Source organism: Ruegeria sp. O4, from assembly GCF_056535125.1.
The window spans coordinates 816,721-838,446 of the sequence record NZ_JBQERO010000001.1 but is presented as its reverse complement, the minus strand read 5'-3'; the positions used below and the strand labels follow the sequence as shown (position 1 = coordinate 838,446).

General features: G+C 57.0%; 22 protein-coding genes, 1 tRNA gene and 2 pseudogenes. 14 read left to right on the top strand and 11 right to left on the bottom strand.

Annotated elements, in window-relative coordinates; all coding sequences use genetic code 11:
* Positions 1-119: pseudogene (locus ACR0J7_RS04195) on the top strand (IS3 family transposase); the annotation flags it as partial.
* A 411-nt stretch (positions 120-530) separates the two neighbouring features.
* Here the strand turns inward: ACR0J7_RS04195 and ACR0J7_RS04190 are convergent.
* Positions 531-604, bottom strand: a tRNA-Cys gene (locus tag ACR0J7_RS04190).
* Positions 605-828: 224 nt separating this feature from the next.
* On the opposite strand from ACR0J7_RS04190, the gene ACR0J7_RS04185 reads away from it, so the two are divergent.
* From ACR0J7_RS04185 to ACR0J7_RS04175, 3 genes are all read left to right on the top strand, one after another.
* Positions 829-1,482 carry a protein-L-isoaspartate O-methyltransferase family protein gene (locus ACR0J7_RS04185; protein ID WP_267363657.1) on the top strand — a complete coding sequence of 218 codons (654 nt, stop codon included), beginning with the start codon at positions 829-831 and terminating at the stop codon, positions 1,480-1,482.
* 94 nt (positions 1,483-1,576) lie between these two features.
* Complete coding sequence (locus tag ACR0J7_RS04180) at positions 1,577-2,995, top strand: TolC family outer membrane protein (RefSeq protein WP_209503355.1); 1,419 nt, start codon at positions 1,577-1,579, stop codon at positions 2,993-2,995.
* A gap of 73 nt (positions 2,996-3,068) precedes the next feature.
* Positions 3,069-3,857, top strand: a complete 789-nt coding sequence (locus ACR0J7_RS04175) for a hypothetical protein (RefSeq protein WP_480772897.1) — start codon at positions 3,069-3,071, stop codon at positions 3,855-3,857.
* Between the two features lie 3 nt (positions 3,858-3,860).
* Here the strand turns inward: ACR0J7_RS04175 and ACR0J7_RS04170 are convergent, their stop codons facing one another.
* Together ACR0J7_RS04170 and ACR0J7_RS04165 are read right to left on the bottom strand one after the other, a co-directional pair.
* Positions 3,861-5,318 (bottom strand): cobyric acid synthase, encoded by a 1,458-nt coding sequence (locus ACR0J7_RS04170; protein WP_480772896.1) that lies wholly within the window; start codon positions 5,316-5,318, stop codon positions 3,861-3,863.
* 156 nt (positions 5,319-5,474) lie between these two features.
* Positions 5,475-5,795, bottom strand: coding sequence for a DUF6280 family protein (locus ACR0J7_RS04165; RefSeq protein WP_037310273.1), 321 nt, complete (start codon positions 5,793-5,795; stop codon positions 5,475-5,477).
* A gap of 219 nt (positions 5,796-6,014) precedes the next feature.
* Between ACR0J7_RS04165 and efp the strand changes: the two genes are divergently transcribed.
* Positions 6,015-6,578: an elongation factor P gene (gene efp / locus ACR0J7_RS04160; RefSeq protein ID WP_209503361.1), complete on the top strand. Its 564-nt coding sequence runs from the start codon at positions 6,015-6,017 to the stop codon at positions 6,576-6,578.
* A 53-nt stretch (positions 6,579-6,631) separates the two neighbouring features.
* Here efp and ACR0J7_RS04155 read toward each other — a convergent pair whose 3' ends face one another.
* A complete protein-coding gene (locus ACR0J7_RS04155) occupies positions 6,632-7,606 on the bottom strand; it encodes an ABC transporter transmembrane domain-containing protein (RefSeq protein WP_480913370.1) in 975 nt (324 codons plus the stop codon).
* Between the two features lie 73 nt (positions 7,607-7,679).
* Positions 7,680-8,423, bottom strand: a complete 744-nt coding sequence (gene ygfZ / locus ACR0J7_RS04150; protein ID WP_480504583.1) for a CAF17-like 4Fe-4S cluster assembly/insertion protein YgfZ — start codon at positions 8,421-8,423, stop codon at positions 7,680-7,682.
* 73 nt (positions 8,424-8,496) lie between these two features.
* On the opposite strand from ygfZ, the gene ACR0J7_RS04145 reads away from it, so the two are divergent.
* Positions 8,497-9,171 (top strand): TIGR04283 family arsenosugar biosynthesis glycosyltransferase, encoded by a 675-nt coding sequence (locus ACR0J7_RS04145; protein ID WP_480504585.1) that lies wholly within the window; start codon positions 8,497-8,499, stop codon positions 9,169-9,171.
* Positions 9,172-9,178: 7 nt separating this feature from the next.
* On the opposite strand, the pseudogene ACR0J7_RS04140 reads toward ACR0J7_RS04145, so the two are convergent.
* Positions 9,179-9,934, bottom strand: a pseudogene (locus ACR0J7_RS04140) (hypothetical protein); the annotation flags it as partial.
* 244 nt (positions 9,935-10,178) lie between these two features.
* On the opposite strand from ACR0J7_RS04140, the gene ACR0J7_RS04135 reads away from it, so the two are divergent.
* Positions 10,179-11,018 carry an EamA family transporter gene (locus ACR0J7_RS04135; RefSeq protein ID WP_480913368.1) on the top strand — a complete coding sequence of 280 codons (840 nt, stop codon included), beginning with the start codon at positions 10,179-10,181 and terminating at the stop codon, positions 11,016-11,018.
* 28 nt (positions 11,019-11,046) lie between these two features.
* Here the strand turns inward: ACR0J7_RS04135 and ACR0J7_RS04130 are convergent, their stop codons facing one another.
* Positions 11,047-12,018 carry a UDP-glucuronic acid decarboxylase family protein gene (locus tag ACR0J7_RS04130; RefSeq protein ID WP_480913366.1) on the bottom strand — a complete coding sequence of 324 codons (972 nt, stop codon included), beginning with the start codon at positions 12,016-12,018 and terminating at the stop codon, positions 11,047-11,049.
* 303 nt (positions 12,019-12,321) lie between these two features.
* Here ACR0J7_RS04130 and ACR0J7_RS04125 point away from each other — a divergent pair, with 303 nt between their 5' ends.
* Positions 12,322-12,546, top strand: coding sequence for a DUF2188 domain-containing protein (locus ACR0J7_RS04125; protein ID WP_480564095.1), 225 nt, complete (start codon positions 12,322-12,324; stop codon positions 12,544-12,546).
* Between the two features lie 3 nt (positions 12,547-12,549).
* Entirely contained in the window at positions 12,550-13,191 is a 642-nt protein-coding gene (locus tag ACR0J7_RS04120; protein ID WP_480913364.1) for a hypothetical protein, read from the top strand.
* Here the strand turns inward: ACR0J7_RS04120 and parE are convergent.
* Entirely contained in the window at positions 13,188-15,146 is a 1,959-nt protein-coding gene (gene parE, locus ACR0J7_RS04115) for a DNA topoisomerase IV subunit B (RefSeq protein ID WP_480913363.1), read from the bottom strand. The two genes, ACR0J7_RS04120 and parE, sit on opposite strands and share 4 nt — an antisense overlap.
* A gap of 152 nt (positions 15,147-15,298) precedes the next feature.
* Here parE and ACR0J7_RS04110 point away from each other — a divergent pair, with 152 nt between their 5' ends.
* Positions 15,299-15,907: a carboxymuconolactone decarboxylase family protein gene (locus ACR0J7_RS04110; protein WP_480564101.1), complete on the top strand. Its 609-nt coding sequence runs from the start codon at positions 15,299-15,301 to the stop codon at positions 15,905-15,907.
* Between the two features lie 70 nt (positions 15,908-15,977).
* Here ACR0J7_RS04110 and ACR0J7_RS04105 read toward each other — a convergent pair whose 3' ends face one another.
* Positions 15,978-16,856, bottom strand: coding sequence for an alpha/beta fold hydrolase (locus ACR0J7_RS04105; RefSeq protein WP_480913361.1), 879 nt, complete (start codon positions 16,854-16,856; stop codon positions 15,978-15,980).
* A gap of 121 nt (positions 16,857-16,977) precedes the next feature.
* Here ACR0J7_RS04105 and ppk2 point away from each other — a divergent pair, with 121 nt between their 5' ends.
* Together ppk2 and ACR0J7_RS04095 are read left to right on the top strand one after the other, a co-directional pair.
* Positions 16,978-17,901: a polyphosphate kinase 2 gene (ppk2, locus tag ACR0J7_RS04100; RefSeq protein ID WP_267367366.1), complete on the top strand. Its 924-nt coding sequence runs from the start codon at positions 16,978-16,980 to the stop codon at positions 17,899-17,901.
* 107 nt (positions 17,902-18,008) lie between these two features.
* Complete coding sequence (locus ACR0J7_RS04095) at positions 18,009-19,379, top strand: MATE family efflux transporter (RefSeq protein WP_480484274.1); 1,371 nt, start codon at positions 18,009-18,011, stop codon at positions 19,377-19,379.
* Here ACR0J7_RS04095 and ACR0J7_RS04090 read toward each other — a convergent pair.
* A complete protein-coding gene (locus ACR0J7_RS04090; RefSeq protein ID WP_480473472.1) occupies positions 19,376-19,777 on the bottom strand; it encodes a hypothetical protein in 402 nt (133 codons plus the stop codon). The two genes, ACR0J7_RS04095 and ACR0J7_RS04090, sit on opposite strands and share 4 nt — an antisense overlap.
* Positions 19,778-19,779: 2 nt before the next feature.
* Positions 19,780-20,982: a pyridoxal phosphate-dependent aminotransferase gene (locus ACR0J7_RS04085; RefSeq protein WP_480484208.1), complete on the bottom strand. Its 1,203-nt coding sequence runs from the start codon at positions 20,980-20,982 to the stop codon at positions 19,780-19,782.
* A gap of 92 nt (positions 20,983-21,074) precedes the next feature.
* Between ACR0J7_RS04085 and ACR0J7_RS04080 the strand changes: the two genes are divergently transcribed.
* Positions 21,075-21,467 (top strand): helix-turn-helix domain-containing protein, encoded by a 393-nt coding sequence (locus tag ACR0J7_RS04080; RefSeq protein ID WP_267366820.1) that lies wholly within the window; start codon positions 21,075-21,077, stop codon positions 21,465-21,467.
* A gap of 29 nt (positions 21,468-21,496) precedes the next feature.
* Positions 21,497-21,721 (top strand): succinate dehydrogenase assembly factor 2, encoded by a 225-nt coding sequence (locus ACR0J7_RS04075; protein ID WP_480484273.1) that lies wholly within the window; start codon positions 21,497-21,499, stop codon positions 21,719-21,721.
* The last annotated feature ends 5 nt before the right edge of the window (positions 21,722-21,726 follow it).

Genomic DNA, 21,726 nt, shown 5'->3' with positions numbered 1-21,726 from the left:
CGCGACGAGACGCGGAACTGGCAATCTTCCAGTACATCAATGGCTTCTACAATCCGCGGCGAAGGCACTCAGCATTGGGCTGGAAAAGCCCTGTCGCATTCGAAAGGAAAGTGGCTTAAACGAGCACTTGGGGCGGCACAAAAACGGGACAGGTCCAGCTATTATCGAGCGTCGGCTAGGGGTTTTAGAACAACTGCAAGATCATCCACGCCAAGAAATTTGGAGCTGCGGTCGCCAGTCACGTTCCTCGTGTTCGAGAGTGGATCGCTGCAGAAAGGGAGCGAGAAGCGGTCGAAGATGCGGCTCGCGATCAGCGGTTTGAATAATGGACTATAGAGCACTAGCGATCAACATGGCGCGTTTGTTTCGCCAACCGGTTTTGTTTTATAGAGCATTGATCTAATTGAGTATTTCGAGCAATCGAACTCTCAACGTTTTGGGTGGGTAAGTGAGGAAAAATTCAGGAAATTTTTCGAAAAACTAAATTAATACATATAGTTAAGTGAAAAATATGGAGGCGAGTACCGGAATGGAGGCGAGTACCGGAATCGAACCGGTGTACACGGATTTGCAATCCGCTGCGTCACCACTCCGCCAACTCGCCTTTTCAAGTAAAATCAAATACTTGCCGTGGTGTGACTGGGTTTTTAACAGCTTTCCTCTGGGGCGTCCAGTGGATTGCGCGCGAAATTGCCGGCAAGATCGAGATTTGCCGAAGTCCACGCCCAAGGAGGTGATCAAGATTCAGGTTGCGGCAACAGGGGCGTTGCTGGAAGGTTCAGGATATGGCACAAGCCCGACATCTTTGGGAATGAGACGAGATATCCAATGACTGACTTCGCAGCCCGGCGCCGCACAATGGTTGATACACAGATCCGCCCCTCTGACGTCACCAAGTTCCCGATCATTGAGGCGATGCTGAGTGTTCCGCGGGAAAGCTTCGTGCCCGATTCTCAACGCGAGGCGGCCTATGTGGACGGCCTGATTGATCTGGGGGACGGGCGCAGCATGTTGGAGCCGCGAACCCTAGCTAAAATGCTGGACGTGCTGAACATATCCAAGGATGAGATGGTCCTCGATATCGCTCCGGCAATGGGGTATTCCACGGCTGTCACCGCGCGGATGGCTGAGTTGGTTGTGGGTGTTGAAAGCGACGAAACCCTTGCAGCCGAGGCGCAAAACCTCTTGGCCGAAGCTGACGTGCACAACGCCATTATCCACGTCGGCGCGCTGGAACAGGGTGTGGCGGAACACGGCCCCTATGATGCGATCATGGTGCAGGGCGGTGTCGAGCAGGTGCCTGATGCCCTGTTGGATCAACTCAAGGATCACGGTCGGATCGTGTGTCTGTTTGTCAACGGCAACCTGGGCACCGTGCGGATCGGTCGAAAAACTGGTGGTCGCGTCAGTTGGCGTGATGTGTTCAATGCCAATGCTCCGGTTCTGGAAGGTTTTTCGGCAGAGTGTGCATTTTCGCTATAGTCCGCCGATAGATTTTTCTATCACCTTGATTAGTTGAAAAGAAGGCCGCAAACTGCCTGCAGGGCAGTGTAATTTCGTTTGAGAGGATTTTGGTATGCGTGGTTCGGCGACAGGTAAGCTGGTCAGGGCGTTTGCTGTGACCGCAGGACTTGCCATGAGCGTGATGCCAGGGCGTGCAGCGTGGGCAGACAACATAACGGATGCGTTCATCGGCGCGTATAACACCAGTGGTTTGCTTGAACAGAACCGGGCGTTGCTGCGCGCCGCGGATGAAGATGTGGCCATTGCGCTTTCTGCGTTGCGACCAATCATCAACTGGACCGTGCAGGTCAGCCAGGATTACACCCGGTCACGGGTCAATAACGTCGTGACGACAAACGAACCGTCGCGGTTCTTTTCGGGCCTGACGCTGAGCCAGCTTTTGTATGATGGCGGCGCGTCTGTGCTGGGCAAGCAGTCGGCGCAGGAAACGGTGCTGTCTACCCGGCAAACCCTGATTGATATCGAACAACAGGTTCTTATTCGCGCAGCAAATGCCTATCTGGGCGTCCTGTTGCAGGAAGAGACCGTGGCGATCCGCCAGAACAACGTGGATGTGTCAGCAGAGGAACTTAGGGCGTCGAATGACCGCTTCGAAGTGGGCGAAGTAACCCGCACGGACGTCGCATTGTCCGAAGCACAGCTGGCAAGCTCTCAGGCGGATCTGGCGGTGGCACGTGGCGAGTTGAGCATTGCGCAGGCCGAATACGTGAACGCAGTCGGAAAGGCACCGGGGCGAACGGCTGGTCAGCCGAGCCTGCCCAATCTGCCGCGTTCCGAAGCTGAAGCTGTGAATCTGGCGCAGCGCAACCACCCGGCCATTCTGTCGGCGCAGCATCAGGTCAGGGCGTTTGATCTGGTCGTGCAGCAGCAACGGGCAAACCTTGGGCCGAATGTCAGCCTGAATGCCGATGCTGGCGTGTCCGAGCGCTATGACAATAATGACTATGTGAACGACGCCACCGTGTCGCTGAACTTCACACAACCCATCTACGCGGGTGGCCGGTTGGCGGCAAATGTGCGCCGCGCAATGGCCAGCCGGGATGCCTCGCGTGCGAATCTTCTGAACGTTCAAAAGAACATCACGCAGGGTGTGACCGACCGTTATGCGGCGTTTCAGGCGGCCAGCGCCAGTCTGAGGGCGTCAACCGAGCGTGTTAACGCCTCACAGGTGGCGTTTGATGGCATCCGGGAAGAGGCAACACTGGGCGCGCGAACAACTCTGGATGTATTGAATGCGCAGCAGGATTTGCTGGATGCGCAGCTGGCAGAAGTCGCTTCGCGCACCGAACGGTCGCGGGCTGCCTATCAGTTGTTGCAGGCGCAGGGCCTTCTGACAGCCGAGCGTCTTGGGCTGGCGGTGCAAATCTATGATCCAACTTTGTATTACAATCTGGTCAAGAATGCGCCGGCACAGGTCAGCAAGCAAAGCAAGGATCTGGATCGCGTTCTCAAAGCATTGCGCCGGGACTGATCGCCAATACTATCTGTTGTGAGGCGCGGATTGTTTGGCTACACTCGATCCAAGGATAGAGCGGTAGAGAACAATGTCTGATAATGTCGTGAAAGCAGGGATCGAAGACGTTCTGTCTTCGGTCAAACGTCTGGTCAGTGAAGACAGTCGTGATAAAACCGTCGCGGATCAAACGACTAAGGCACGCAAGCCGGGGCGGCTGGTGCTTACAGATGCTTTGCGGATCAGCACACCAGATCAATTGGGGGTGATTCCCGCTAAAGCTGTATCAGAAGCCGAAGTTTCAGATGCTGCGAAGCCGATGTTGCTGCGCACCTGCGATATCGTTCAGACGGGTCAACCCGCGAACGCCGACCAGGACAAGCCAGAAACAGCCGAGACGAAACGCGTCGCGGCGGATGATGCAACAAGCAGCCTGAGTGCAAAGATCGAAGCGCTGGAAGCGGCCATCGCGCAAACAGAAGATCAGTGGGAACCGGACGGTGACAGCCAGGATGCATATTCGGGCACACCGTCTCACGCGCTGCCATGGGATGTCGAAGAAGAATTTGCCGCTGCGATGTCGATTGATGCTGCCGGTGGCGAAGAACCAGACGCGGTTCAGCAGGACGAAGACGCACCTTATCAGGCGGAATTCATCCGGTCGTCTCAAGCTGTTGTGTCTGATGCTGATGCCGAAGAACCTGGTTCCGACGAAAACGTCAGGACGATCGACATGGATGAAGACGCTCTGCGCACCCTGATCGCAGAGGTTGTCCGCGCCGAGCTGCAAGGAACGATGGGTGAGCGGATTACACGAAATGTGCGCAAGATGGTCAGGCGAGAGATCGCCCGCGCTCTTGCGGCTCAGGATCTGGAGTAACTCTCAGCCACGGTGCGGAGGCTGCGCGAGGCTGAGCAGCAGGTCAAGGTCCATGTGGCGCTCCAGATGATCGGCCAGATCGTTCAGCGCCTGCTCGACGCCGTCCTCATAGGACAGGTCCGAGGTCACGCCTAACGCTGACAAATACCGCGCCCGGAATGCGTCGGACGAAAAGATACCGTGCAGATAGCTTCCCTTGATCCGCCCGTTTGCGCTGGCCGCGCCTTCAGGGCGGCCTTCGACCTCAAGCCATGCATTGGTGCAATCCGGCCCGTTTGTATGGCCCATGTGGATTTCGTATCCGGTGACCGGCTCTCGGCCCGGCAACGCATGGGCCGTACGCAGGACAACTTGCTTTTGTCCTCCCATGACTGTGTCCACATCCAGCAACCCCAACCCGTCGACCTTACCCGGTCGACCGTCTACGCCATCGGGGTCGGAAATGGTCTTGCCCAGCATCTGAAAGCCACCACAGAGACCCAGCACATGCCCGCCGCGCCGAACATGACCGTACAGGTCGATGTCCCAGCCTTGTGCACGGAAATAGGCCAAATCTCCGATGGTGGATTTGCTGCCCGGTAGCAAAACCAGATCGGCATCGCCCGGCAATGCGCGTCCGGCTGGAATGATCTCGACACTCACACCGGGTTCGGCCGACAATGGGTCAAGGTCGTCGAAATTCGCCATCCGTTCAAGCTGTGGCACAACAACCTTGCAGGTGCCGCCTGTGTGAGAACGGATGTCCATCATATCTTCGGCCGGTAGCTTCCAGGCGTCATGAAACCATGGGACGACCCCCAGACAGGGCCACCCAGTACGAGAGGCAACATCATCGCGCCCTTCGTCAAAAAGGGACACATCGCCCTTGAACCGATTGACGGCGAAGCCCCGAATTCGCGCAAGATCGCCGTCGTCCAGAACCGCCTGAGTGCCAACGATCTGTGCGATCACACCGCCGCGGTGAATGTCGCCGACAAGTATTACAGGTATGTTCGCAGCGCAGGCAAAGCCCATATTGGCGATGTCACCCTTGCGCAGGTTTGTTTCGGCCGGGCTGCCCGCCCCTTCGATCAGAACCAGATCCGCGTCGTTGCACAGCCGGTCAAAGCTTTCCAGTGCGGCGCTTAGCAGTCTGGATTTATCCTTGCGGTAATCACCGGCTTTCATGGTGCCCGCGCGCTGCCCCTGAACAATGATCTGCGCGCCGGTATCAGTTTCAGGTTTTAACAATACAGGGTTCATATCCGTATGCGTCGCCCGCCTTGCCGCCCGTGCCTGAAGGGCCTGTGCGCGACCGATTTCCCCACCGTTTTCTGTAACAGCAGCATTGTTCGACATGTTCTGCGGTTTGAAGGGCGCAACCCGAAGACCCCGCCGTGTAAAAGCCCGCGCAAGCCCCGCCACCAGAACGGATTTTCCGACATTGCTGCCGGTGCCTTGAATCATGATGGCGCGAACCATGGATTGTCTCCTACCTGTCAAGGCGCAGATGACCTGATTTGGGCGGGCAGGGGAAGCCCCGAACTCATCCTGACGCCCGGGATCGTGGTGGGATACGCATAGAAAAACGCGCTCTGATGGCAGAGCGCGTTTTTTCTGAGTTGAAACAGCCTTGGATCAGGCAGCTTCAGCCTGCTGAGCGGCATTGCGACGCTCGCTTTCTTCACGCGACAGCGCGACCGAGGTCCGCACGCCACGGCCAACGAACTCCATCAGTCCGCTGACAACCCGCTCGTTCGGGTCGATTCCCGCGCAAGACAGCACTTCGCGTCCATCGCGCGAGCGCGCCCAACGGGCGATTTGTTCCGGGCCATTGCCATACTTCTTGTCATCGGCAATGGCGTCATCGAGTGCGGCCAACACAACGGCCGCGAAAAGTTTGCGAGCACGATTGCCTTGTTCGTTGTTAAAGGCAGTGCCGTCAACGAAATCTCTCATCTCGTCTTCCTTGTTTTTCTTGCTCTTGCAATTTTCGGCGTGACGGTCCTTATGACCGATAAAGTGCGATTCGGATACAGCTAATATGCATAGTTGCGTTGCGTCACTTGCATATCTCGCTGCACTTGCAGCACTAGGTTTGGTTGTCTTGTCAGGTATGTTCCCGCCAGATATAGGAGGCGCAACTGACGCATCAACCGTTTGTGAAGGAATTATGTAATGCCCAAGATAAATGGGAACGAAATTCGCCCCGGCAATGTGCTTGAGCATAACGACGGCCTTTGGGCCGCGGTCAAGGTTGACCATGTGAAGCCCGGCAAGGGCGGCGCTTTCGCGCAGGTCGAACTGCGCAACCTGCGCAATGGTTCGAAACTGAACGAACGGTTCCGCTCGGCTGACAAGGTTGAGCGTGTGCGCCTTGAACAGAAGGATCAGCAGTTCCTGTATGAAACCGATGGCATGCTGGTCTTCATGGATGCCGAAACATACGAACAGATTGAATTGCCAGCGGATTTGCTGGGCGAGCGTCGTCCGTTCCTTCAGGATGGCATGACGATTGTTGTCGAATTCTACGAAAGTGAAGCGCTGAACGCGACGCTGCCGCAGAAAGTAACCTGCAAGATTGTCGAAACCGAGCCGGTCGTAAAAGGTCAGACCGCCGCGAACTCGTTCAAGCCTGCAATTCTGGACAATGGCGTGAAAGTCATGGTGCCGCCGTTCATCGGTCAGGATGAAATGATCATCGTGAACACCGAAACGATGGAATATTCCGAACGCGCGTGACGTTTCGTCGCTTTTTGTGTCAGACCGCGCAAGCAGCCGCTGCGCGGTCTTTTTTATGCACTGTTGCGGTACCGGTAATGCGCGGGGTCCGGGCCGAATAGTTCTAGCATCAGCTCGTATTTGATGCGGTTGGCACTGACTTGTCTGTAAAAGGCGATCAGGAACGCGGTCGGGCCCTGTATCCGGCCAAGCCCGCTGATCGCGGCCACCACCGTGCCGACATCGGTCTTTCCTTGCAGCACCAGATAACCGCCCAACATCAGAATACCTACGGTTCCGGCGCCGTTGATTACGCTCAATAGGAACTTGGCCGAAAGCTTCCAAAGAAACATGCGCCGCCTTGTGTCATAGATGTCGTCGAACAGGGCATTGATATCCCGCTCGACGGCATCGATATCCTCGGTGGTCAGCCTATCAGTGGCGCTGCGCAAAAGGCGGACGCGTTCGGCGACAAACGTGTTCACTTTGCGTTGCGACACCAGAACGATAATGATCTGCGGCACAATCATGGAAAACGCGATAAGGCCAAGGCCTGGCTGCGTTGAGGATATGTACCCGATCACGCTGACCAGCGTTCCAACCTGAACCACCGGGTCCGAGAACGCGCCCCCTGCGAACTTGCCCAGCTCCTCAGCCTCGGCTGAGATGGCGGTCGTCATGGTACCTTTGCGCAGATTTTCACCCGTTTCCTTCAGGTCGGTAGCACGCCACAGCAAGCGTTGCCGGATCAGCCGGATCATGTCTTCGCCCAATGTACCCGCGCGAAAACCCAGAACCCATTTCAGGGCGAGGCTCAGCAGGATGACAATCATCATGCCGATGCCCAGCAGAACCAGCTTTTCGACGTGAAGATCATTGGACGTAAGGTGGTTGACGATATCGCGCTGAAATTCAAGCGGAACAGCGGCAAGCGCCGCAATGGCAATGGATAACAGGATGAGGATAATCTGCCGCCCGGCGCTGGCGCGCCAAATCGCGGAATAAAGCTGAAACATGCGGGTATCCGTGTTGCCCCTGTGACGACACATTGGCAGGGCTGGGTAACGGGTTCAAACTTTATGAAACATACGGCGGATAAGGCCGTGCCGATTTGGCAACAAGTTACGCTTGGTCCGTCAGGCGAACCACGACGTCTCCGGCCATCATGTCTGCATTCGCACGGTCAAAGCGCAGATACGCGATTCCTTGGCCGCCTGATTGCGTGAACAGGGTGCCGACGGGTTTGCCGTTTGCGGTAATCTCAGTCCCCGCCGGAACCGATCCTTCGACAAAGACCCGCCGCAAGCCTTTGCGCAACTCGGTCTTGTGTTTCATGCGCGCAGTCACTTCCTGACCGACATAGCAACCCTTTTTGAAATCCACACCATTCAGCGCCTCGAACCCGGATTCGAGGATATAGCTGTCTGGCGTAAGTTCGACCCCAGCCTCGGGGATGCAGTGTCGAACGCGCAGCGCGTCCCAGTCGGTTCCGTCATCGCCATCTGGGGCTGTCGAATAGTCACGCCAACCCATATCCGCGTGACGGGGGTCGGGCAGGGCGGTGTCCGGTGCTGGACCTGTGCCGCGCTGCAGATGCAGATCCGTGCCTTCGATCACCACATCCGCACGGAGTTTGTACATGTTCAGGCGCTTGATCAGGTCATCTGCATGTGGCTCGGCCACGTCCAGCAGCACCCCAACGTCATCGCGTTTCAGAAAGAAATCTGCCAGATACTTGCCCTGTGGTGTAAGCAGTGCGGCATAGACCAACCCATTGCCCAATCCCTGAACGTCATTGGTTACAAGATCCTGCAAAAAGTTTTCGGTGTCCGAGCCAGTCAGGCGCAGGATGCGGCGGGTGGGCATGGCTTGGTCCTCGTCATTGCCTTTGGCCTCGTGATATAGGAAGTCTCGCAGCCAAGACCAGAGGTTATCGGACGTGCCCGCACCCGTCACTGTAGTGATTCCAACCTTGAATGCCGCCGATTCCTTGCCTGCGTGCCTTGAAGCCCTGATGGAAGGGGTGCATTCCGGGCTGATCCGGGACCTGATCGTCAGCGATGCAGGCTCAACTGACCAGACGTTGAGAATAGCAGAAGATGTTGGCGCGCATGTCATTAGAGGTGAGCCATCGCGCGGCGGTCAATTGCGCCGGGGGTGCGCGCATGCTGATGGAGACTGGCTTCTGATCCTTCATGCAGATACCGTGTTGCAAGAGGGATGGGCCAAGAGCGTAAGCGCCCATCTGCCATCCAACGCACCAGCGGCGTTTCGGTTGGCTTTTCGCGCGCGTGGGCTTGCGCCAGCCTGGGTGGCCGGATGGGCCAATTTGCGCAGCAGGCTGTTCGGTTTACCGTACGGAGATCAGGGGTTGCTGGTTCCGCGTGATGTCTATCTGGCGGCTGGTGGGTATCCGGACCAACCCTTGATGGAAGATGTGGCGCTGGTGCGCGCATTGCCACGGATCGCAATACTCGAGTCGCGTGCCTTTACGAGCGCGGAGCGCTATGAACAGGCAGGTTGGACTCGACGGGGCATGCGGAACTTGTGGACACTTCTGCGCTATTTTCTGGGGGTTGATCCACAGGTGTTGGCGCGGGGCTATCGACGTTGAGCGCCCGGCGCAATTCGACCAAAGATTTTCCCAGTCGAAACGGGGCCGCAAAGCTAACAAGACAAAGCGCCACGATTTGCAGAACCAGAATATGGGCATTGGCCTGCAGGTACTCCCATTCGTCCTTCAACTTGCCGACCTGCTGGATCAGATCGTCATAGCTTTGTGCCAGGATCTGATAATCTCCGGCAATCGCGGGTACCTTACGGCGCATGTTGTCGATGGCCACCTGAGTTTTGTCGTCCAGAGACGTGAATACGAGGAACTGGTCGATATCGAAAGCATCAGCTTTTGCCGTCATATCCCGCAGCTCGTCCATTTCATCTTTGCCCTGACTTCCGAACAGGAAGTGCAGGCCCTGCAGGGGGGCCACTTCGTTGGTTACGGCGATGAACAGGGGCAATTCCGAGTTGCTGGCAGTTGATGCCGACAGGAATTCAACCTTGTCGCAAAGCACTGCCGTATCAGGATCGTAAGCAGGGTCGCAGAAACGCAGACGAAACCGTGCGGCATCCCGGTCGAATGCCAATGTTGCGGCGTAGGCTACATCAATCTGGCGATCCAGTCGCGAACTGTCCGACGTGTAAAGCCCCGCCAGAACAGCCACCAATGCGCCGATGCCACCCAGCACGACCCAGACCAGATCGGCCAATTTCCACGCCCGGTGCCCCGCTGGCTTGCGGAACAAAAAGGCGGTGCCGATCGATCCTGACAGAAAAAACAGGATCAGCAGGGGCAATTGGTTGTCTGTCACAAAACTCATGTGCCCGATCTTAGAACGTGATGCGCGTCCTGCAACCGGGATCACGTGCTGTTGTAACTTCTTACCGGGCACAAGGGTGCGGGACGAGACCGGAAACGGCTTGCGGACACGTCCCCAACAGTGGCGGTAATTTGACCACTGGAATCCGGCTTGACAAAAATCCCGGTTTTGGCAGACACCACGCCCAAGTGAAATGGGGCCAAAGACCCTTTTTACGCACGAATTCTGCGGGAAAGGTTCGGGTATGACCCTGTTCGTCATTCTGATTATTCTGTCGGCGGCGCTGCTGCATGCCGTATGGAATGCCATCGTGAAAACGGCAGCGGACCGCACCACCATGCTGGGTCTGGTCGCGTTGGGTCAGGTCTTGCCGGCGGCGGTAATGGTGATGGTCCTGCCGTTGCCGAACACGCAGAGCTTTGTCTATATCCTGCTCTCGACCGTCGTGCATTTCGGCTATTACTTCATGCTGGGCAAGGCCTACCAGCATGGCGATCTGAGTGTGGTTTACCCCATAGCACGCGGGATTGTTCCGGCACTGGTCTCGCTTTGGGCGATGGCGCTGGTGGGCGAAGTTCTGCCCTGGCAGGCTTGGGGTGGGATCGCCTTGATCGCAGTTGGCATTCAGCTGAGCAGCTGGGCGGCGCTGCGTTCGGGTGTCGGGCGCAGCGCGCTGGGATTCGCGCTGGGAACCGGATTTTGCATTTCGATCTATTCGGTGGTTGACGGCATCGGGGTGCGGCTGTCAGGCAATACGCTCAGCTATTGGGCGTGGGGGGCCTTTCTGCACCTGTTCATTGCAGGGTTTATCGGGGTCAGGAAACGCACCACCCTCAAAGAACTGCCAGTCAGAATATGGATGACGGGCCTTTTGGGTGGGCTGGTTTCGATGACAGCGTATGGTCTGGTGCTTTACGCCAAGAACTTTGCGCCGCTTGGGGCGGTTTCGGCCCTGCGGGAAACCTCGGTCATCTTTGCGGCGCTTATCGGGTTCATTTTCCTGAAGGAAGGCAACTGGATGCGACGCCTGGGCGCCGCGGTCCTCATGGCGATTGGCGTCGCGCTGATCGGCACGGCGGTCTGATCCATTCTCTGAACCACGGTGAGACGCGTTATCCGGCTGCGCCTTCTGACTGAAGCGCCCGGAAATACCGGATCGTTGCGTCCAACCCTTCCTTCAGCTGCACTGTGGGTTCCCAGTTCAGCAGGGTCCGCGCCAGCGTGATATCGGGCTGACGTTGTTTCGGATCGTCCTCGGGCAACTCCCTGAAACTGATAGGGGTTTCCGCGCCAACAAGCGCCTGCACCTCGCTGGCCAGCTCGTTCATCGAGAATTCGTTGGGATTGCCCAGATTAACGGGGCCGGTGACGTCCTTGCCTGTGTCCATCAGGCGGATGAACCCTTCGATCAGATCATCCACGTAGCAGAATGACCGGGTCTGCGTGCCGTCGCCAAAGATGGTGATCGCCTCGCCGGTCAGGGCCTGCATGATAAAGTTCGACACAACGCGCCCGTCGGCGGGGTGCATTCGGGGACCGTAGGTGTTGAAGATGCGGGCGACCTTGATCTCAAGCCCCATCTGACGGTGGTAATCAAAGAACAACGTCTCGGCGCAGCGTTTGCCCTCGTCATAGCACGAGCGCGGACCAACCGGGTTGACGTTGCCCCAATAGTCTTCGGTCTGCGGATGGATCGTCGGGTCGCCGTAAACCTCAGACGTTGAGGCCTGAAAGATCTTGCATTTCAGACGTTTCGCCAGACCCAGCATGTTGATCGCGCCATGCACGCTGGTCTTGGTCGTCTGCACCGGATCGTGCTGATAATGCACGGGTGAGGCCGGGCAGGCGAGGTTGTATATCTCGTCCACCTCGACGAACAGCGGGAAGGTCACATCGTGGCGCATGAACTCGAACCGCGGGTTGCTGTGCAGATGGTCGATATTGCGCTTGGTGCCGGTGAACAGGTTGTCGACGCACAAAACCTCATGCCCCTGATCCAGAAGCCGGTCGCACAGATGCGAGCCCAGAAACCCGGCCCCACCGGTTACGAGAACACGTTTTCGACTGTCATAAAGGCGGGCCATTGCAAATCCTTAATCGTTAAATCCAAGCCAGCTTGCCACGGGGAAGCCGGGTCTTGGTTTGATTAGTAAACCGAAGATGTTTGAATTGCAGTAGATTTTGGTTTTTTGAGGGCGCGTGTGGTGGTGGTGGGTCTTCCTATCCAATCCATTGCTTGGTGTAGAGCATCATTCACGCGCCCGACCCGCTTCAACTTTTTAATTTTATTCACAAATTGTTAAGTTATTTGCTGTTCGTAGTTGGAGTAGGAGATTTGTTGGCATATCTTAAGCATAGGGACACGTAACAAAGGCTAGGAGTCGGATATGGCAGCCAAAGGTCAGCACGTTGTGCCTAATGGAGGCAAATGGAGCGTGCGTAAAGCAGGTTCGTCAAGAGTTACGAGCACTTATACAACGCAGGGTGAAGCAATACGTGAAGCTCGGAAAATTGCCAAAAACCAGGGCACGGAACTCTATATTCATGGTCGCGATGGTAGAATTAGAGAACGCGATTCATATGGGAATGATCCAGTGAAGTCGAAAGGCTAAGTATTGCCTGAATATCCTTTTGAAAGTTGTGTTTTTATCAACTGTCCGTTTGATGAAGATTTTGAGCCAATACTACAAGCAATAATGTTTTGCGTAGCTTATCTGGGCCTCAGGCCCAGGTTGGCGTCAGAGCGGAATGACAGTGGCGAAAATCGTCTTGAAAAAATTCGCAGCTTGATCGAGTGTTCAAAGTACTCAATTCACGATCTAAGTCGCTGCCAAGCCAAACGGGAAGGTGAGCACTTCAGGCTTAACATGCCATTTGAGCTCGGGATTGATTTTGGATGCCGTCAATATTTTGGTGATGGTCGGGAAAAGAAAAAATTCTTGATTCTAGAAGAAAAACGTTACCGTTTCCAAGCCGCTCTTTCAGATATTTCCGGTTGCGATATTGAAGCTTACGGCACTGACGATCAAAAGGCTCCGCAGAATGCCGTGAAACATGTTCGCAATTGGCTGGTTTCAGAAGCTGGGATTGATCCCGTTGCGGCAAAACGCATCTGGGGTAAGTACTCGGATTTCCAAGAGTGGTATTGGGAAAAGAAGCTCGCAGAGGGTGCTGATGAAGAGGAAATCAGACAGTATCCAACCAGTGAGCTTTTGGCAGAAATCTTCAACTGGTTAGCAATAGGTGAACCAGTCTAAACATCCAACTCCTCCACAAACCGCGCGTTCTCCTGGATGTACTGGAACCGCAGTTCGGGTTTTTTGCCCATCAGACGCTCGACCAGATCGCCGGTCTCGCCGGGTTCGTCTTCGTCGATGGTGACCCGGATCAATTTCCGGGACTTGGGGTCCATCGTGGTCTCTTTCAGGTCCTTGGCGTCCATCTCGCCCAGACCCTTAAAGCGGGACACGTCGATCTTGCCCTTGCCGCCCAGACCTTTCCTCAGCCATTCGTCGCGCTCGGCCTCGTCCAGACAGTAGACGCGTTTGGCGCCCTGGGTCAGGCGGTACAAAGGCGGGCAGGCCAGATACAGGTGGCCCGCGTCAATCATCGGGCGCATCTGGGTGAAGAAGAACGTCATCAGCAGCGCGGCGATATGCGCCCCGTCCACATCCGCGTCGGTCATGATAATGATTTTGTCATAGCGCAGGTCGTCGACGTTGAACTTGGTGCCAAGCCCGACACCCAGCGCTTGGGTCAGGTCGTTGATCTCGGCATTGGTGCCCAGCTTGGAACTGGCCGCGCCCAGCACGTTCAGGATTTTGCCGCGCAGGGGCAGCAGGGCCTGCGTTTTGCGGTCACGACCCATCTTGGCCGAGCCACCCGCAGAATCGCCTTCGACGATGAATAATTCCGTGCCGTCGCGTGTTGAACTGGAACAGTCCACCAGCTTGCCGGGAAGACGAAGTTTCTTAGTGGCGGACTTGCGTTGCGTTTCTTTCTCGGCCCGACGGCGCAGGCGTTCTTCGGCCCTCAGGATGAGGAAGTCGAGGATCGCGCCGGCGGATTTCGTATCAGCTGCCAGCCAGTTGTCGAAATGGTCGCGGACCGCGTTTTCGACCAGCCGCTGCGCCTCGACTGTGGCCAGACGGTCCTTGGTCTGGCCCACGAATTCCGGCTCGCGGATAAAGCACGACACCAGCGCGCAGCCACCTGTCAGCAGGTCGTCGCGGGTGATCTGCGCGGCCTTTTTGTTGTTGATCAACTCGCCATAGGCCTTGATCCCCTTGAGGATCGCGGCCCAGAACCCAGCCACATGGGTGCCGCCTTCGGGGGTGGGAACGGTGTTACAGTAGGACTGGATGAATCCATCACGCGACGGTGTCCAGTTGATCGCCCATTCGACCTTGCCTGGGGTGCCGAATTTCTCGTTGAAATCGACGGTGCCCGCAAAGGGTTGCTCGGCATAGGTGGACGAGCCGTTCATCGTCTCTTTCAGGTAATCCGACAGGCCACCGGGAAAGTGGAACGAGGCCTCAAGCGGGGTTTCGCCGTCATCGATGGCGGTTTTCCAGCGGATTTCGACGCCCGAGAACAGATAGGCCTTGGAGCGGATGGATTTGAACAGCCGCGCGGGTTTGAACTTGTGATGGCCAAAGATGTCCGGGTCGGCGTGGAAGGTCACCGTTGTGCCGCGCCGGTTCGGGGCCGCGCCAACCTTTTCGACCGGGCCAAGCGGGATGCCGCGCGAGAAACGTTGTTCATATAGCTGCTTGTCCCGCGCCACCTTCACGACCATCGAATCAGACAGCGCGTTCACCACCGACGCACCAACCCCGTGCAAGCCGCCCGAGGTCTGATAGGCCTTGCCCGAGAACTTGCCACCCGCGTGCAGGGTACACAGGATCACCTCCAACGCGGACTTGCCCGGAAATTTCGGATGCGGGTCGATCGGGATACCGCGCCCGTTGTCACGGACGGTCAGGGCGTAGTCGGAATGCAGCTCGACCTCGATCCGGTTGGCATGGCCTGCCACCGCCTCGTCCATCGAGTTGTCGAGGATCTCGGCCAACATATGGTGCAGCGCACGCTCATCCGTGCCGCCAATATACATGCCGGGGCGTTTGCGAACCGGTTCCAGCCCTTCGAGCACCTCGATCGAGGAGGCGTCATAGGTAGAGGTGGCGCTGGGCGTCAACAGATCTTCGGGCATGGGTGCTGCTCTTGTTTTTGGGTTTCCGCCATTATGGCAGGTGATGTGGTCCGGGGGAAGAGGGACGCGAGGTGTTGTGCGTTTTCTGTCAAGCCGCTTGCAATCCGTGCAGATAACCAGTCCTTTGATCCCGGTAAAGCGGAGGTGAATAAATGAGCTGGATCAGAACCGTTCCGTTCGAAGACGCGACTGGAAAGTTGAAGAAACTCTACGAACGCGTGACCGGGCCGAACAATAACGTAGACAACATCATGATGGCACACAGCCTTCGACCGCATTCGATGGAAGGCCATATGGCCATGTACAAGGCAGTGCTGCATCATTCGGGCAACAAGATACCGAAATGGTTTCTGGAAGTGCTGGGGGTTTGGGTCAGCTCACTGAACCGGTGCGGGTATTGCGTCGAGCATCACTTTGCAGGTCTTCAGCGCTTGCTGGGTGATACGGTGCGTGGCAACGCGATCAGGGCAGCGATTGAGGCGCGCGATCCCTCGGCTGCACCGCTGGATGCGGCGCAAATGGCTGCGATGGATTATGCCCGCAAGCTGACCGAAGCGCCGGGCGATCTGGTCGAGGCGGATGTCAGCGCCCTGCGCGACGCGGGGTGGGATGATGGCGAAATCCTAGAGATCAATCAGGTTTGCTCCTATTTTTCATATGCAAACCGGACGGTTCTGGGGCTTGGGTGCTCAACCGATGGTGATGAGTTGGGGTTGTCGCCGAACAACTCTGACAACCCTGACGATTGGGGGCACCGGTAAGGTGCTACAGATATCGTTGGTGCTGCGACAAAGGCTGCCTGGCTTGCCGTTGCGCGCGGGTGGGGCCTGATTACGTCAGGCCAGTCCATTCCAGAATGGCCTGCGCCACGGCCCGCGGGTTTTGATGATGCAACCAATGATCGGTCCCAGGGATCGTGACACGGGTGAGGTGGGTGGCAAACGCCTCCAGCCCCTCAGTGGCTTCCGGTAAAAGGGCTTTGTCATCCGGCCCCCAAATCAACAAGTGCGGACACCTGACATGCAACCGGTCGAGCGGCAGGTCGGGCAGGTCTGTCGCGGGGACACCGGGTTTGGCGACAACCAACGGAGAGGCTCTGTACCAGTTCAGCATCGCCTGCAGCCGACCGGGTCGGGCCCATTCAGTGCGGTAGTCGGCCATGCGAGCTTCGGTCAACCAGTCCAGCCCCATACCATGGCGAAAGAACTGTTCCAGCATCGCAAAGTTGTTTTCGAACAGTTTTTGTGCGGCATCGGGTGCTCGCAGCAGATTGATATATTGCGAGGCTGTGGATTGTGCGCCACCCAAGGCCATCGCGCGTTGAAACGGCACCGGATGTACGCCGTTTGCAATGATTAACCGATCAACGAGTTCCGGGCGGAACATGGCAACGCCATAAGCCACCGATGCGCCCCAGTCGTGACCCAGCAGCGCAACAGGCGCGCCGCTGGTTTCAATCAGTGCGGCCATGTCTGAGACCAGTTGCGACAGGGTATAGTTCTGCACCCCTTCGGGACACCAGCTTTGGCCATAACCGCGCTGGTCCGGAGCAATACAATAAAAGCGTTCGGCCAGATGAGGCGCAAGATCGGCCCAGGCACCGCTGTATTCGGGGAAACCATGCAGCATCAATAATGGTGGCGCGGCTTTGTCGCCCCATGTCCTGACGTGGAAAGAATGGCCGTTCAGCTTGAAAAAAGACGTCTGCATTGGAACAAGGGATCCGCGCTGGAAATCATGGGTTTTTGAGGCATCTATTTGACACCAATCAAAGCGCATTTCCGAGCTTTCTGCTAGCCACCCTTCAGGACAGTAGAAAAGGATAGGATGTATGGACGCCATTGCCACGACCAACGCAGAACCCACCCAGATCAAGACCACGCTCGCCAAAGACACCGACCCTTCAGCGCCTAGCCCCGAGAAAATCCGGCAGGCGTTTGAAAGTGGGAAATACCCCTATGGCCGCAAAATGGCCCGGTCGGTGTATGAGACGCAAAAAGCCAATCTGCAGGCCGAGCTTTTGAAGGTTCAGCTGTGGGCGCAGGAAACGGGGCAGCGGTTTGTCTTGTTGTTCGAAGGGCGCGATGCGGCAGGCAAAGGGGGTACGATCAAGCGGTTCATGGAGCACCTGAACCCGCGTCAGGCCCGTGTTGTTGCATTGAACAAACCGACCTGGGAAGAGAAAGGCCAGTGGTACTACCAGCGCTACATTCAAGAGATGCCGACCGTGGGCGAGATGGTGTTCTATGACCGGTCCTGGTACAACCGCGCGGGTGTGGAGCGGGTCATGGGGTTCTGCACGCCCAACGAATATCTTGAGTTCATGCGGCAAACGCCCGAGTTGGAACGGATGCTGGTGCGCTCTGGCATTCAGCTATACAAATACTGGTTCTCGGTTACACAGCAAGAGCAGCAACGCCGTTTCAAAAGCCGTGAAACCGACCCCTTGAAGCAATGGAAACTGTCGCCCATCGACAAGGCGAGCCTCAGCAAGTGGGATGATTATACCGAGGCGAAAGAAGCCATGTTCTTTTACACGGATACGGCTGACGCACCCTGGACGATCATCAAGTCAAATGACAAGAAACGCGCACGCCTGAACTGTATGCGTCACTTCCTGTCCTCGCTGGATTACCCCGGCAAGGATCACGATATCGTGGGCGAGCCTGATCCGCTGATCGTAGGGCAGGCGCATCACGTTATTCACCGGTCCGAGCATATTCTGGGTACGGCTCTGCACCCCGACGCCCGCTGATTGCAAAGATGCCCGGCCTCAGGAAACGGTCGGGCATAAAAGTCTCAATATGAAATATTGCCGATCCGCTCTTGTCCCGCGCCAATGGCGCGCATATGGCTGGAGCAATGACAAAGGTGATGACATATCCGGCCCATTTTCGGGCTATTGCCGTTCTCGGCCTGCCACTGGTTGGCGGTCATCTGGCGCAGTACGCAATCGGCTTGACCGACACCATCATGCTGGGTTGGTACGGGGTCGAGGCGTTGGCGGCCGTTACCTTGGCCAACAGTTATTATTTCGTGTTGTTTTTGTTTGGTGCGGGATTTGGATGGGCCGTCATGCCCATGGTGGCCACAGCGGCGGCGGAAGGGGACGAGACCAGCATTCGCCGCTCGACCCGGATGGGGCTATGGTTGTCGTTGCTGTATGCCGTGGTTGTCATGCCCTTGCTGTGGTGGTCCTATCCGATCCTGATCGCCATGAAGCAGGAACCGCAAATTGCTGAAACCGCAGCCGAATATCTGCGAGTTGCCGGTTGGGGATTGTTTCCGGCCCTCATTGTGATGGTGTTGAAAAGCTATCTGGCGGCATTGGAGCGAACGCAGATTGTTTTGTGGATCACAATTGCGGCGGCGGCTGTGAACGGGCTGACCAATTATGCGCTGATCTTCGGCAACTGGGGTGCCCCCGAACTGGGCGTGACAGGGGCGGCAATCGCCTCGATCACGACACAAGTTGTTTCGCTGATCGCGGTTGTTATCTATGTGATCCGGACGTTGCCAGAGCACAGCCTATTCCAGCGGTTCTGGCGACCGGATTGGGAAATGTTTGCCAGCGTATGGAAGTTGGGTGTACCCATCGGCTTGACCACATTGGCCGAAGTTTCACTGTTCGCGACTTCTGCGGTGATGATGGGCTGGCTGGGTCAGGTCCCGCTGGCTGCGCATGGGATCGCCCTGAATCTGGCTTCTGCCACTTTCATGGTTCACCTGGGGTTATCAAATGCGGCGACCATCCGGGCTGGCAATGCGCTGGGTCGTCGGGACAGGGCGCATCTGGAAAAGGGTGCAATTTCCGTGACTGGTATGTCGCTGGTCATGTCGGTGGCAACCATCATTCTGTTCCTGACCTGCGCCGAGCCTTTGATTTCCCTGTTCATGGAAACAGATGACCCGCAGCGGGGCCAAATCCTGACTATCGGTACCGGATTGCTTGCCATGGCGGCTTTGTTTCAGCTGGTCGACGGCGCGCAGGTGATTGCGCTGGGCCTGCTGCGCGGGTTGCAGGATGCCAAGATCCCAATGGTCATGGCGGCGCTCAGCTATTGGGTCGTAGGGATTCCCGCGTCGTATTATTTCGGCTTTGTCCGTCATATGGACGGCATCGGCGTCTGGCTGGGCCTGGTGCTTGGTCTCGCCTTCGCAGCCGTGCTTCTCATGACCCGATTCTGGATGTATTCGGTACAGCAGATACAGGCATCGGCCGAGCCCGCCTAGTCTTTGTCCAGCCGATCTGCCTTTTTTCGCACCAGTACCGTACGCAGGTCGTGCATGGCCATCAATAACCTGTCTGTCACATCCTCCAGCTGCGTGTCGCTTGCCTTGGACTGTGCCCATTGCGTGGTCAGATTCAGATAGTCGACCGCGCGATGGATATCGTCAATGTCGCGCTGGGCCAGCAGGGCCCGGCGCTCTTCCATCCATTGGGCAATCTCGGCCTGATCCCGGTCTGACAACGTCCGCTGCCCGTGCGGCTTGACCTCGCCATTGCGGATATTGATGACGGCAATCTGGTCCATCTCGATCCGGCGCTGACGGTTTTCCGTATCGATCCGAAACACCGCAGCACCGTTTTCACGTATGCGAAAGTAATACTCAGGCAGTTCGGCGGACATGGTCACCTCAGAGAAGCACAAAAACGCTGGATGCGGCTGCAAGCTTCGGTCAGTGCCGCGTCGGACGTAGCATAGCTGACGCGGAAATTCGGCGACAGGCCAAAGGCGGCGCCAAATACAACGGCCACGTCGGCTTCTTCCAGAAGTGCGGTTGCAAAGGCTTCGTCGTCTACCAGAACGGTCCCAGCGGGCGTCGTCTTCCCGATCAATCCGGCGATAGACGGATAGACATAAAAGGCCCCTTCGGGTGTGGGGCAGGTGACGCCATCAATCTCGTTCAGCATCCGAACCACCAGATCGCGCCGGCGCCTGAATGTCTCGTTATTCGGGGCCAGAAAATCCTGAGTTCCGTTCAGGGCCTCGACGGCAGCCCACTGACTGACCGAGCAGGGGTTCGAGGTGGATTGCGACTGGATCTTGCGCATGGCCGCGATGATTTCGACCGGACCGGCAGCATAACCGATGCGCCAACCGGTCATGGCATAGGCTTTTGAAACCCCGTTGCAGGTGAGGGTTCGGTCAAATAGACCGGGTTCAACCTCGGCCGGGGTGCAGAACTCAAACCCGTCATAGGCCAGATGTTCGTACATGTCGTCCGACATGATCCAGACATGCGGATGACGCATCAGAACATCGGTCAGCGCCTTCAGTTCATCCCGACTGTACCCTGCGCCCGTTGGGTTCGAAGGCGAGTTAAAGATGAACCACTTTGTCTTGGGCGTGATGGCGGCTTCCAGTTGTTCTGGGGTCAGCTTGAAACTGTTTTCCAGCGTCGTCTCGACCACAACAGGGGTGCCACCGGCCAAAAGCACCATATCGGGGTAGCTGACCCAGTACGGTGCAGGGATGATCACCTCGTCGCCTTCATTCATCGTCGCCATCAGAGCATTGTACAGCGTTTGCTTGCCACCGGTCCCGACCGAGATCTGGGCCGGCGAATAGTCCAGCCCGTGGTCACGTTTCATCTTGGCACATGCCGCTTGTTTCAGCTCGGGAATGCCGTCCGGCGCGGTGTATTTGGTTTTGCCTGCTGCGATGGCCGCAACAGCGGCGTCTTTGATGTTCTGGGGTGTGTCAAAATCCGGCTCACCAGCGCTTAGGCCGATGACATCACGTCCGGCGGCCTTCAGCTCGGCTGCCTTGGCTGTCATTGCGATGGTGGGTGAAGGTTTGACGCGTGACAGTGTCGCAGACAGAAAACTCATGCTCGGCCTCGGTTTGTATGTTCAGCCCGACTGTCATAGGGTGCGTCCGAGTGACGATCAAGCAGTATAGACAATGTGAGATGGAGACCCGAATGAATGATGAAAACGACTGGTACGGTCCGGATTCTGCGACATTCGGAGACCGTCTGGCAGGCGCACGCGAAGCCGCGGGAATGACGCAGGCGCAACTGGCGCGGCGTCTTGGGGTCAAAAAGGCGACAATTTCAGATTGGGAAAACGATCTGTCCGAACCCCGGGCCAACAGGCTGTCGATGATGGCGGGCATGGTCAATGTCTCAATCATGTGGTTGTTGACCGGCGAGGGCGACGGCATGGATGCGCCTGTGGATGAAGGCGAAGGCGGTATGGAACTGTCCTCGGCCGTGGCCGAACTGCGCGCCATCCGTGCGGAAATGCGCGCCTGTTCTGAACGCGCAGCGCGTCTGGAAAAGAAAATGCGTCAGATGCTGGAGCAGAAGAATTGAGCGAACCCCGGGATGTGCGTATCAAGCGCATGCAAATGCGGTCGATGCGACGCGGCATCAAAGAGATGGACATTATCCTGTCCGCCTATGCGGGGGGCAATCTGGCCGACATGGATGCCGCCGGGCTGGATGTCTATGACGCGCTGTTGCATGAAAACGATCAGGACCTTTATCAATGGGTCACGGGGCAGGTGCAGCCTCCGGCGCGATTTGCCAGCCTGATTGCAGACATAGCGCAAACCTTTCAGAAATAAGGCAA